The 12,048-nt window shown below is 63.4% G+C and carries 13 protein-coding genes; 10 read left to right on the top strand and 3 right to left on the bottom strand.

Annotated elements, in window-relative coordinates; all coding sequences use genetic code 11:
• Window positions 1-12: 12 nt before the first annotated feature.
• Window positions 13-450, bottom strand: coding sequence for a GatB/YqeY domain-containing protein (locus tag M622_RS27635; RefSeq protein WP_021248859.1), 438 nt, complete (start codon window positions 448-450; stop codon window positions 13-15).
• A gap of 193 nt (window positions 451-643) precedes the next feature.
• Between M622_RS27635 and M622_RS27630 the strand changes: the two genes are divergently transcribed.
• The gene (locus M622_RS27630; RefSeq protein WP_021248858.1) at window positions 644-1,561 is read left to right on the top strand and encodes a YihY/virulence factor BrkB family protein; all 918 of its coding nucleotides are present in this window, start codon (window positions 644-646) and stop codon (window positions 1,559-1,561) included.
• 39 nt (window positions 1,562-1,600) lie between these two features.
• Here the strand turns inward: M622_RS27630 and M622_RS27625 are convergent, their stop codons facing one another.
• On the bottom strand, window positions 1,601-3,043 hold the full coding sequence (locus M622_RS27625; RefSeq protein WP_021248857.1) for a DUF294 nucleotidyltransferase-like domain-containing protein: 1,443 nt from the start codon (window positions 3,041-3,043) through the stop codon (window positions 1,601-1,603).
• 223 nt (window positions 3,044-3,266) lie between these two features.
• Window positions 3,267-4,175 carry a uroporphyrinogen-III C-methyltransferase gene (cobA, locus tag M622_RS27620; protein WP_040830595.1) on the bottom strand — a complete coding sequence of 303 codons (909 nt, stop codon included), beginning with the start codon at window positions 4,173-4,175 and terminating at the stop codon, window positions 3,267-3,269.
• 238 nt (window positions 4,176-4,413) lie between these two features.
• On the opposite strand from cobA, the gene M622_RS27615 reads away from it, so the two are divergent.
• The 9 genes from M622_RS27615 (at window position 4,414) to ahbB (M622_RS40295) (ending at window position 12,035) form a co-directional block, all read left to right on the top strand.
• Complete coding sequence (locus tag M622_RS27615) at window positions 4,414-6,108, top strand: cytochrome D1 domain-containing protein (protein ID WP_021248854.1); 1,695 nt, start codon at window positions 4,414-4,416, stop codon at window positions 6,106-6,108.
• Between the two features lie 107 nt (window positions 6,109-6,215).
• Window positions 6,216-6,779 carry a NapC/NirT family cytochrome c gene (locus tag M622_RS27610; protein ID WP_021248853.1) on the top strand — a complete coding sequence of 188 codons (564 nt, stop codon included), beginning with the start codon at window positions 6,216-6,218 and terminating at the stop codon, window positions 6,777-6,779.
• A 49-nt stretch (window positions 6,780-6,828) separates the two neighbouring features.
• Window positions 6,829-7,704, top strand: coding sequence for an ethylbenzene dehydrogenase-related protein (locus M622_RS27605; protein ID WP_021248852.1), 876 nt, complete (start codon window positions 6,829-6,831; stop codon window positions 7,702-7,704).
• Between the two features lie 165 nt (window positions 7,705-7,869).
• On the top strand, window positions 7,870-8,211 hold the full coding sequence (locus M622_RS27600; protein WP_021248851.1) for a plastocyanin/azurin family copper-binding protein: 342 nt from the start codon (window positions 7,870-7,872) through the stop codon (window positions 8,209-8,211).
• Window positions 8,212-8,314: 103 nt separating this feature from the next.
• Window positions 8,315-8,689 (top strand): c-type cytochrome, encoded by a 375-nt coding sequence (locus tag M622_RS27595; RefSeq protein ID WP_031346600.1) that lies wholly within the window; start codon window positions 8,315-8,317, stop codon window positions 8,687-8,689.
• A 59-nt stretch (window positions 8,690-8,748) separates the two neighbouring features.
• A complete protein-coding gene (locus tag M622_RS27590; protein ID WP_021248849.1) occupies window positions 8,749-9,963 on the top strand; it encodes a cytochrome D1 domain-containing protein in 1,215 nt (404 codons plus the stop codon).
• Window positions 9,963-11,012 carry a siroheme decarboxylase subunit beta gene (ahbB, locus tag M622_RS27585; RefSeq protein ID WP_021248848.1) on the top strand — a complete coding sequence of 350 codons (1,050 nt, stop codon included), beginning with the start codon at window positions 9,963-9,965 and terminating at the stop codon, window positions 11,010-11,012. The genes M622_RS27590 and ahbB (M622_RS27585) overlap by 1 nt, the downstream gene beginning before the upstream one ends.
• Window positions 11,005-11,520, top strand: a complete 516-nt coding sequence (locus tag M622_RS40300) for an Lrp/AsnC family transcriptional regulator (RefSeq protein WP_021248847.1) — start codon at window positions 11,005-11,007, stop codon at window positions 11,518-11,520. The genes ahbB (M622_RS27585) and M622_RS40300 overlap by 8 nt, the downstream gene beginning before the upstream one ends.
• Window positions 11,520-12,035: a siroheme decarboxylase subunit beta gene (gene ahbB, locus M622_RS40295; protein ID WP_021248846.1), complete on the top strand. Its 516-nt coding sequence runs from the start codon at window positions 11,520-11,522 to the stop codon at window positions 12,033-12,035. The genes M622_RS40300 and ahbB (M622_RS40295) overlap by 1 nt, the downstream gene beginning before the upstream one ends.
• The last annotated feature ends 13 nt before the right edge of the window (window positions 12,036-12,048 follow it).

The raw sequence follows: 12,048 nt of genomic DNA, 5'->3' as shown, positions 1-12,048 counted from the left end.
GGGAGACAAGGTTCAGCGCAAGGCGTCCTTGATCCAGGCGCTGGCCAGCTTTGCATCGAAATCGCTGCCGTACCTGGCCTTCAGCGCACCCATCACCACGCCCATCTGTTTCGGCCCGCGTTCGGCAAGGGTGGCCACGCTTGCGGCGATGAAGGCCTGCACCTCGGCGTCGCTCGCGAGCGGCGGCAGGTAGGCAGTGAGGATGGCGGATTCCTGTTCGAGCACGGCGCGGCGCTCTTCATCCTTGATCACGCCCAGCGCTTCCTGGTTGTTCTTCAGGAACTTGCGAATCGTCTGCTGTACTTCCTCGTCGGTGCTTTCGCGGTTGGCGGCGTTCTTGCCGACCATTTCGGCCTCGCCGATCAGGGTGCTGAGTAAGGTGCCGCGCACGCGGTCGGCGGCTTTGCGTGCAAGCAGGGAATCGTTCTTCAGTTGAGCGAGCAGGCTCATCAGGGGCTCCGGAGGGAAGGGTTCGACACGTTTCAGTTTACCGCAGTCAAGGGTCTTGCTTCCGGCCCTGAGCGTGCAAGGTTTGTGTTCGATCAGGGCGAACAGCGGGTGAGCGCGATTCTGCGCCGGGCTTGCCTGTGCCTGCTGAGGTGGGCTAAATGATGGCTGTATTGAATTTCGTGGAAACGTATCGATGAGCTCATTGGCGCGGTATTGGGTGAACGTGGCGAAAGCGAGCGTGCGCGTGTGGCTGGAGGCGCAGGTGTTCGTGCATGCGGGAGCGCTTGCCTTCTTTACCGTGTTTTCGGTGGCGCCGGTGATGATCGTCGCGGTCAGCATCGTGGGCCTGGTGCTGGGCGAGAGCGCGGCGCAGGGCGAGATCGTGCTGCAGTTGCAGGCGACGATCGGCGCTGAGGCGGCCACCGCGGTTCAGACTGCGGTGGAAAACAGCCGCATTGAGCACAGTGGTCTGCTGCCGACGCTGGCGGGCTTTGGCGCGATGGTGTTTGGCGCCACCACGGTGTTCGCGCAGATGCAGGGCGCGCTCAATGCAATCTGGGGGGTGGCCCCGCGCCCCACGCGCAGTGGGGTCTTCATCTACCTCAAGGCGCGCCTGCTGTCACTCACGGTGGTGCTGGCGATCGGCTTCGTGTTGCTGGTTTCGCTGCTGCTGAGCGTGGCCGTGCGCGCGTTGGTGGCCTTTGCGCAGGACTGGCTGCCGGTGCCGGGCTTTGTGTTGCTGGGGCTGGACTGGGGGGTCTCGCTCATCGTCGTGACGCTGTTGTTCGGCACCATCTTCCGTGTGCTGCCCGACGTGGTGCTGCGCTGGCGGGATGTGTGGTTGGGGGCGCTGGTGACTTCCGTGTTGTTCGTGCTGGGCCGGGCGCTGATTGCGGTTTACCTGTCCACCACCGCCACCGCCTCGACCTACGGTGCGGCGGGCTCCCTGGTGCTGCTGCTGATGTGGGTGAATTACTCGTCGCTGATCCTGCTGTTCGGGGCGGCTTTCACCCGCGCCAGCGCGGAAGCGGCCGGCCGGCACATCGTGCCAAGACCGACGGCGGTGCGCGTCACGCGCAGTGAGGTGCAGGAGGCCGAGGCGGGCGCCTGAGCAGGGATCGCAGCAAGGCTTGAGGCGATCCCCCTGCTATCAGTTGCGCAGCAGGTGAAGACGGAAGTGATGTTTGACGAAGCCCTGAAACTTCGCCACCTGTTCGAGCGCCAGGCGCAACTCTCCTTGTTGCATCACGTTGAGCATTTCCATTGACACGTAATTGCTCAGTTCGGCGCCGGCGCGCAGTGCCTCGACATGGCCGCGCAGGCGCGTCATGACGAGAAAGTCGAAGCTGGCGAGCAGGTTCTTCGCATCTTCTGCTTTCAGCACCCCCGCTGCAGTCAGGGCTTCGATGCGGTCGTGGGTGCTGCCTTCGAGCTTGTTCGCTTCCATCGCCAGGGCCTTGATGCCATCGGTGATGGCGAAGATGCCGGCCTTCTTGATGTCGAGCTTGCCGCGCTGCGGGCCAGATCTTTCCAGCTTGATCTTGCCGAACCAGCCCAGCGGCGGCACGAAGTTGGTCATGTTCTGCGCCATGCGCATGAGGAAGCCCTGATCATTGCTCAGGGTGCGATAGGCGTGCTGCTTCAGGGTCTGCACCAGGTCATGACGGCCGTACAGGGCCCGCAGATCCATGAACATGCTGCCGGTCATGACGTTTTCCGGCGTTGGTGTGGACAGCCAGCGGTTCAGCTCGGATTTCCAGGTCGACAGGCTGTGCCGCCATTGCGGGTTGCGCGCCATGATGCCGCCGCTGCAGGGGGGGACACCGATCGAAATGAGGGTGTCGATCAGGTCGTGCGAGAAGGCTTCGAGGCGAGCGAGTTCTGCGGCGCTGAGCTCGTCGTCGTAGATGATCGCGTTGTCCTGATCGGTCGACAGGGTCTGTTCGCCACGGCCTTCGCTCCCCATGACGACGAAGGCGAAGTTGTCGGTGAGATCGCTGTATTTGTCGGCACGTAGCAGCTCGATCAGGCGGATCAGCACCTGATCGTTGAGATTGGCGATGAGCTTGACCATGTCGCGAATTGCGATGCCGGTCCCGGACAGATGCAGCACCAGGTTCTGGATGCGGGTGTGGAGCTGGCGCAGATCGTCGATCGAAGCGGCCTTCTCGATGTCGAGCACCAGCTGGTGTGGTGAGTGCGCCTGCAAGCGCAGGATGTCGGTGTCGGTGATGATGCCCGTGAGCGCGCCCTTGTCATCGACCACCACGAGGCGGTGGATCTTCGTGCGCGACATGCGGTGCAGCGCCTCGTAGAGCAGGTCGTCGTCACCGATGGTGATCAGAGGTGAGTGCATGACATCGCCGACCTTCAATTCAGACGGCGAGCGCCCCGGGGCGACGACCTTGTTGCGCAGGTCGCGGTCGGTGAAGATGCCGTCGGGCATGCCGTCCTTGAGCACCACCATGCTGGAGATGTTGCGCTCGCGCATCGTTATCACGGCTTCAACGAGCGCATCGTCGGCCCCGCAGGTCATCACCTTGCGCTGACAAAAGTCGCGTACGGGACGGAAAAACTGGTTTTCTTCAGCCATGAATGGGCATCCGCGCGTGGAAAATTCAAGCGCAAATTATATAAGCCTTGTGTCGGCATCAGCTGCGCTGCCCGTCCTCACCCCATGCTGCTGGAATGGGAGCGGTTGACGCACAGGGCGCGGGCAGATCTGCGTATTGCGCGAGGGGGTGCGACCGGATTCCTGGGCGGAACAGCGGTGTTCGGAGGGCCTGGTCGCAACCGCTTTTTTCAGTGCGCCCGCATCAGGCGAACTGGGTGCCACTCATGGCCGGGGTCGATGCCGCCTGCAGCCTTGCATCGCCGACCCCGACGACTTGACCGATCATGATCAAGGCGGGGGGCTTCAGCCCTGCCTCACGAACGGCTGCAGGCAGCCCCGCGATGCTGCTGTACACGGCGCACTGTGCGGGCGTCGTCGCACCATGAATCACGGCGGCAGGCGTGTGCGCGGGCAGGCCGTGGGCGATGAGCTGCTGACAGATGATGTCCAGCGCGCCCAGGCCCATGTAGATGACCACCGTCTGGTTTGGGCGCGTGAGTGCGTCCCAGTCCAGATCGACGGTATCGTCCTTGAGGTGGCCGGTGGCAAACACCAGGGTCTGAGCATGCTCGCGGTGCGTGAGCGGAATGCCGGTGCTGGCCCCCGCGCCGGCGGCGGCGGTGATGCCCGGTACGATCTCGCAGCAAAAGCCTGCGGCCTGCAATGCCTGCATTTCTTCTCCACCGCGGCCAAAGATGAAGGGGTCGCCGCCCTTCAGGCGAACGACGCGCAGGCCCTGACGTGCAAGATCGACCAGCAACTGGTTGATCTCGTCTTGTGGCAGGGCGTGATTCCCCGCTTCCTTGCCGGCATACACTCGGCGTGCCGTCGCCGGGATCAGCTCGAGGATGGCCTTGCCCACGAGGTTGTCATAGACCACGACCTCTGCCGATGTGATCAGGCGGGCCGCCTTCAAGGTCAGCAATTCGGGGTCGCCCGGTCCCGCGCCAACCAGATGGACACAGCCTTTCGGGTGTGGGGCGGCCTTTTCCTCCATGCGGGGGGGCGCGCTGCCGGCCCGGGGCACGCTCGCACAGCTGACGGCCTGGCGCGCCGATGCCGTGTGGAAGGACTTGAGGGCAAGCGTTCGGGCAGAGGTGGCGGCGTACATGGAACGGCTCCGGCTTTTCCAGGGGATGCTGTGAGCGCTTGAAGGGTGCAGCGCAGCAGCGAATATTCAATTTCACTTATTCATTCGGCGATTTGGGTTCGCCGAGCGAGTAGCGAAACTGTATCCCCACAAGGCGTGGGGAAAATTAACTCAAATCAAGGATTAAGGGGTGCTGCTAAATCGATACTGACGTCGCTGTGTAAGTTCATCGTCCCGAGATGTTCAAGGAGAGAGGGAAATGCAAAACAAAGGCTGGATTGGCAAAACCTTGGCGCTGGCAGTGTTGCCGCTGGCGCTTGGAAGTGCATGGGCGGAGACCGCCCCGCAAACCGCACCGCAGCTGACCGCGGCGGAGATGGAGCAGGGCAAACTCATTTACTTCGAGCGCTGTGCCGGTTGCCATGGCGTGCTGCGCAAGGGCGCCACGGGCAAGAACCTTGAGCCGAACTGGGCCAAGACGCTGGCTGACGGCACCCATACTGAGGGCGGTACGCTGAAGCTGGGCACCGAGCGTCTCGAGAAGATCATTGCCTACGGTACCGAAGGCGGCATGGTCAACTACGACGACATCCTGACCAAGGATGAAATCAACCTGATGGCGCGTTACATCCAGAACGAGCCGCCGATTCCGCCCGAGTTCTCGCTCAAGGACATGAAGGACAGCTGGAAGCTGCTGGTTCCGGTCGATCAGCGTCCGACCAAGCAGATGAACAAGGTCAACCTGAAGAACGTGTTCGCGATCACCCTGCGTGACGCTGGCAAGCTGGCTCTGGTTGATGGCGATACGCACGAGATCTGGAAGATTCTCGACACCGGTTATGCGGTCCATATCTCCCGCCTGTCGGCTTCGGGACGCTATGTCTACACCGTCGGCCGCGATGGTCTGACCACCATCATCGACATGTTCTACGAAGAGCCGACCACGGTGGCTACGGTCCGTCTCGGTTCCGACGCGCGCTCGGTCGATACCTCCAAGTTCAAGGGCTATGAAGACAAGTACCTGATCGGTGGCACCTACTGGCCGCCCCAGTACTCGATCATGGACGGTCTGACGCTGGAGCCGATCAAGGTCGTGTCGACTCGCGGTCAGACGGTTGATGGCGATTACCACCCGGAGCCGCGCGTGGCGTCCATCGTCGCCTCGATGCAGAAGCCCGAGTGGGTGGTGAACGTGAAGGAAACCGGCCAGATCCTGCTGGTTGACTACACCGACCTCAAGAACCTGAAGACGACGACGATCGAATCCGCCAAGTTCCTGCATGACGGCGGTTGGGATGCGTCGGGCCGCTACTTCATGGTTGCTGCCAACGCCTCGAACAAGGTCGCTGCGGTCGACACCAAGACCGGAAAGCTGGCTGCGCTGGTTGATACTGCGAAGATCCCGCACCCGGGTCGTGGTGCCAACTTCGTCCATCCGGATTTCGGACCGGTGTGGGCCACGGGCCACCTGGGTGATGCGGTAGTGTCGCTGATCTCGACCGCTTCGGATGATGCCAAGTACGCCAAGTACAAGGCCAACAACTGGAAGGTGGTTCAGGAGCTGAAGATGCCGGGGGCGGGCAACCTGTTCGTCAAGACGCATCCGAAGTCGAAGAACTTCTGGGCCGACGCGCCGATGAACCCCGAGCGCGAGCTTGCTGAGTCCGTGTTCGTGTTCGATCGTAACGACCTGTCCAAGGCGCCGGTGCGTATCGACGTCGCCAAGGATTCGGGTCTGCCCGAAGGCAAGGCCATCCGTCGTGCGGTGCAGCCTGAGTACAACGAAGCAGGCGACGAAGTGTGGATCTCGCTGTGGGGTGGCAAGACCGACCAGTCTGCCATCGTGATCTACGACGACAAGACGCTGAAGCTGAAGAAGGTCATCACCGATCCTGCTATCGTGACCCCGACCGGCAAGTTCAACGTTTTCAACACGATGCACGACGTCTATTGATCGCCTAGACGATCATTGACCCGGACCCCCGCGCTGCGGCGCGGGGGCACGAGGGGACATACATGACAGACCGAGACAAATCCAAACAACAACACTCCGGCGGCCTCATGGCTCGCCTGCGCCGACCTTCAGCGAAGTATTCGCTGGGTGGCCTTTTGTCCATCGGCATGTTGTTGGGCGTGCTGTTCTGGGGCGGCTTCAACACCGCCATGGAAGCGACCAACACCGAGACGTTCTGCATCTCGTGCCACGAGATGAAAGACAACGTTTACATGGAATACCAGGAAACAATCCACTACAACAACCGCACTGGCGTTCGCGCCACCTGCCCGGATTGCCACGTGCCGAAGGACTGGACGCACAAGATGATCCGCAAGGTTCAGGCGTCGCGGGAGGTGTGGGGGAAACTCACGGGTACAATCGATACACGCGAGAAGTTCGAAGCCAAGCGTCTGAAGCTTGCGCGTAGCGAATGGGCACGCATGAAGGCCAGCGATTCGCGCGAATGCCGCAACTGCCACAGCTTCGAGAGCATGAACTCGGAGGCGCAGAAACAACGTGCGCGCAAGCAGCATGAGATGGCGATTGAGGACAACCTGACCTGTATCGATTGTCACAAGGGTATTGCACACCACAAGCCCGAAGGCATGACCGAGGAAGACGAGGAGTGATTCGCCTGTGTGCGACGCTTGTCCTACCACCCACTGAGAGGAATCGAACATGAAGAAAACGATCATTGCCGGTGCCGCTGGTGCCATTCTCGCCCTCGGCGCGGGCTCGTCCCTGGCCGCCGCACCGGCCGACTGGAGCAAGGTTGCCGCCAAGGACATCACCCTGTTCTACCCGGGCGTATCGCCGCTGGAATGGATCCAGAAGGGTACCGAGCATGGCGGGGCACGCGCGCTGAAGAAAGGCGAAACCTGTGCCGGCTGTCATGATGAAGAAGCCGCCGACATGGGCAAGAAGATGGTCAGCGGACAGAAGATCGAGCCGACGCCGATCGCCGGCAAGGCCGCCTCCATTCCGGTGAAGGTGCAGGCGGCGCATGATGGCAGCAATCTTTATCTGCGCTTTTCCTGGAAGCAGCCAGCTGCTTCGGGCGCACCGAAGATGGACGAGAAGAACCCGGTCAAGATCGCGTTCATGCTCGAGTCCGGCGGCAAGGTGGCGCTGGCCGATGAAAGCGGTTGCTGGGCGAGTTGCCACCTCGATTCTCGTACCATGCCCGGCGCTGCAGACACCAAGACCAAATACGTCAAGGAGGCGTCGCTTGCCGATGGCCGCTACTACGATCTTCACCAGTGGCGTAGCGGCGAAAACAAGGGCTATGACGGTTACGTTGCCGACAAGCGCGTGATGGAAGGTGGTAGTGCGCTGGTCAGTGCCGAAGGCAAGCAGGACGGCGATAACTGGACGGTCGTGTTCACGCGCAAGTTCACCGGCGGTGAAGGCGATGTGGCCCTTGAGGCAGGCAAGACCTACAACTTCGGCTTCGCCATTCATGACGACAACGCGCATGGCCGCTTCCACCATGTATCGCTGGGTTACAAGCTGGGCATCGACGCCAAGGCCGATGTGACTGCCGCCAAGCAATAAGGCGGCCCTGCGCGACGTTCTTGCCAGGCGGGCACGCTGCCTGCGCTGGTCACGGTGACGCAGAAATGAGCAATGACGGGAATCCGCGCAAGGCAGTGCGGATTCCCGTTGTGCTTTGGCGCAGCGTCAGCGACGCTGTGTCGAGTTCCAAAAGGAGGGAAGGCGATGAGTAGGCAGGACAGCAGGAAGGGCCGTGCGCCTGTGCTGGCGTTGTTGCTGGCGCTGGCGCCGATGGCGAGCACAGCGTGGGCGGCCGAGCATGAGGTGCAGATCCTCAAGTACACGTTCACGCCGGGCGAGCTCACGATCAAGCCCGGCGACACCGTGACCTGGCTGAACGTCGAAAAGCGCGTCAGTCATTCGGTCCTGTTCATCGCCACGGGTGAGGAGTCCGAGCGTTTCTTCCCGGGCGAGCAGTGGTCGCGGACCTTCGATCAGGCCGGTCGCTTCGACTATCGTTGCGGTCCGCATCCAGAGATGAAGGGCGCGGTCATCGTCGCACCCTGAACGCTGCGCAAGACCGCAGCGGTGGCAGGGTTGATGCGAGTCAAGGTATCGCTGCAGGCTTGCCGCCATGCTCTGCTGCACTGTCCCGGCCTTGGAATGCGTGATGAAAGTTCCTCCTCTGCTTGCCCATGTGGCAGTTTTTGTTGGTGCGGCGCTGATCGCCGCGTTCGCCGCGGCGGCCGAAGGCAAGCCGGTTGCGCCTGAAGCCGAGCGCGCGCGCGAGCTGATCCACATCGTTCGTCAGGACTGTGGCTCCTGTCATGGGCTGACCCTGGCCGGTGGCCTGGGTCCCGCGCTGACGCCCGCCGTGCTCGCCGACAGGCCCTTCGAGGGGCTCGTCGCCACCGTCGTCAGTGGTCGGCCCGGGACGCCCATGCCGCCCTTTCTGGGCATCGTCAGCGAGCCCGAGGCCGAGTGGATCGTCGACCAGCTGATGCGCGGCTTTCCGCCCGACACAGGTCTGCCAGCCGCGCGCTGAGCCCTGGGTCGCCCCCTCCTCATTCTCATTCAGGCCATCTTTTTACCGCTGGAGTTTCCATGTCCTCGTCCACCCCGGTGCGTCTCGCGCCGCCCGCCCTGTGGGCACTGATCCTGCCCGCCATCGTCTGGCTGCTCTCGGCCTGCTCTGCGCTGCCTGAGGCACCGGCGCTGCGCGGCACCGGCGATCTGGGGGTGGTGATCGAGCGTGCCGATGGCCGGGTCAAGATCATCGACACCAGCGCCCATGCGGTGCTCGCCACCGTAGACGGCCTGGGCGACCTGTCACACGCCTCGGTGGTGTTCTCGCGCGACGCGCGCTACGCCTTCGTCTTTGGCCGCGATGGCGGCCTGACCAAGGTGGATCTGCTGCAGGCGAAGATCGTCGCGCGCGTGATTCAGGCCGGCAATGCGATCGGCGGCTCGATCTCGCATGATGGTCGCATCGTCGTGGCGCAGAACTATGCTCCAGGCGGGGTGAAGGCCTTCGATGCGAACACGCTCGAGCTCCTCGCCGAGGTGCCGGCGATCACGGCGGACGGCACCCGTTCCAAGGTGGTCGGTCTCGCAGACTTGTCGGGCAAGCGCTTCATCTATTCGCTGTTCGAGGCTGGCGAGATCTGGATCACCGACTTTTCCGACCCGCGCAATCCGCAGACCGAGCGTTTCGTCGGTGGCAAGCAGCCCTACGACGCACTGGTGACGCCGGATGGCCGTCATTACATTGCCGGCCTGTTCGGCGAGGATGGTCTGGCGATGCTGGATCTGTGGAACCTGGATCAGGGTAGCCGCAAGATACTCGCCGGTTATGGCAAGGGCGAGGCACCGCTGCCGGTGTACAAGATGCCGCACCTGCGCGGCTGGTCGGTCGCCGCGGGTCATGCCTATCTGCCGGCGATCGGGCGCCATGAAGTGCTGGTGGTCGACACCGATGACTGGCAGGAGGTCGGCCGCATCCCGGTCAGGAGTCAGCCCGTGTTCGTGATGGCGCGCCCCGACGGCCGCGAGATCTGGGTGAACTTCGCCTTTCCGGAAAACGGCTGGGTGCAGGTCATCGACACCGTCAGCGGCAAGGTCACGCACACCCTGCAACCGGGTCGCGGCATCCTGCACATGGAGTTTCTGTCCAAGGGCCAGGAGGTGTGGATGTCGTCGCGTGATGACAACAAGGTCGTCATCTTCGACACCGCAACCAAGCAGCAGATCGGTGGCTTCGATGCCGCCAGCCCGAGCGGCATCTTCTTCACCACGCGCGCCGCGCGCACGGGCTTCTGATGCCGCGCAGCGTGAGCCTGCCGCAGACGGTGGATGCGGTCGATTTTCGTCTGCTCAACGAGTGGCAGCGTGATTTCCCCTGTGTCTCGCGCCCCTTCGCCCGCATTGGCGAGGCAGTGGGACTGGACGAGGATCAGGTCATCGCGGCTTATCGACGCATGCAGGGCGATGGCCTGGTGAGCCGCGTCGGGGCGGTGTTTGCCCCGCGTCGCCTCGGCGCGAGCGCGCTTGCGGCCTTGGCCGCCCCCATCGATCGGCTGGAAGAGGTTGCTGCGCGTGTCAGCAGCGAGACGGCAATCAACCACAATTATCAGCGCGAGCATCACTACAACCTGTGGTTCGTGCTCACGGCGGCATCCGAGCAGGCGCTGCGTGAGGTCGTGGCCGGCATCGAAGGGGATACCGGCTGCGCTGTCATCGTGTTGCCGCTGGAGGAAGAGTTCCATATCGATCTGGGTTTCGACCTTGGCGCCGGTTCGGCACGCAAGCAGCGGGCGGTCGCGGCGGATGCAGTCGTACATCAGCTGAGGGAGGTGGCTGGCTCGGCGTGTGCGCTGCCCGAACTCGAGCAGGCTTTGCTGGCGGTGCTGCAGGCGGGCTTGCCGCTGCTGCCCGCGCCCTTCGCAGCGCTGGGGCGCGAGGTGGGTTTGAGTGAAGCGATGAGCATCGAGCTCATCGAGCGCTGGCTGGCAGAGGGGCTGATCCGGCGCCTTGGCGTGGTCGTGCGTCATCACGAGCTTGGCCTCGACGCCAATGCGATGTGCGTGTGGGATGTGCCCGATGAACGTGTGTCCGAGCTCGGTCGTCGCCTTGCCGCCGAGCCTGCGGTGACGCTGTGTTATCGGCGTTCGCGCGCAGGGGCGCAGTGGCCCTACAACCTGTTTTGCATGATTCACGGCAGCGCGCGCGACGAGGTGCTGGCTGCGCGCGCCGACATTGCGTCACGGCTCGGCCTGGACGTGCACGCACATGATGTGTTGTTCAGCTGTCGGCGCTTCAAGCAGACCGGCGCCCGCTATCTCGCCACCAAGGAGGACGCCCATGTCTGAAACAGATGCAGCGCTCACCGATCAAAAGCCCGCCAGCCGCCGCGGCGTGGCCGCACGCCGCGAGCCCGATGCCGTCGATCGGCGTTTGATCAACGCGCTGCAGGGTGACTTCCCTGTGCTGGAGGCGCCTTTCGCGGCGGTGGGCGCCTCACTCGGGCTCACCGAGAGTGAAGTGATCCAGCGCCTGCAGGCGCTGCTCGATGATCACGTGCTGACGCGCTTCGGCCCGATGTTCCAGATCGAGCGCATGGGTGGCGCGTTCTGCCTGGCGGCGATGGCCGTGCCTGAGGCCGACTGGCAGCGCGTGGTGGATGCGGTCAACGCATGCCCTGAGGTGGCACACAACTATCGTCGTGAGCACGCGCTCAACATGTGGTTCGTGCTCGCCACCGAGGCCCCCGAGGGCATTGCTGCCTGCGCCCGCCGCATCGAGGCACTCACCGCCCTGACGGTGCACCTGTTTCCGAAAGAACGCGAGTATTTTGTCGAGATGAAGCTGGAGGCCTGATGAATTTAGTCGATACCGCGCCCGCGAGCGAGGCCGAGCTTGACCGCCGCATCGTGCTCGCCACTCAGGGCGGGTTGCCCCTGGTGCCCCGGCCTTACGCGGCGGTTGCCGAGCGTGTCGCGAGCGATGAGGCCACGGTGCGCGCCCGCCTGCTGGCGATGCTGGCCGACGGCCGCATCCGGCGCATGGGTGCGGTGCCCAATCACTACGCCATTGGTTACACCGCAAACGGCATGAGCGTGTGGGACGTCGACGATAGCGTGGTTGACGCGGTGGGCGAGCGCGTGGGCGGCCTGGCCTTCGTCACGCACTGCTATCGCCGCCCGCGCCACCTGCCGGACTGGCCCTACAACCTCTTTGCCATGGTGCATGCAGCCAGCCGCGAGGCTGCGCTGGAGCGTGTGGCCGAGATTGCCGCCCTGATCGAGCGCGAGTTTCAAGGCGCATGCCGGCGCCGCGACGTGCTGTTCTCGACCGGAATACTCAAGAAGACCGGCCTGCGCATTGGTGGCTAAGATCGTGCGTGGC

Origin of the sequence: Thauera terpenica 58Eu (genome assembly GCF_000443165.1) — a bacterium.
GTDB classification, from domain to species: Bacteria; Pseudomonadota; Gammaproteobacteria; order Burkholderiales; family Rhodocyclaceae; genus Thauera; species Thauera terpenica.
This window is presented reverse-complemented; position numbering and strand designations above follow the sequence as displayed.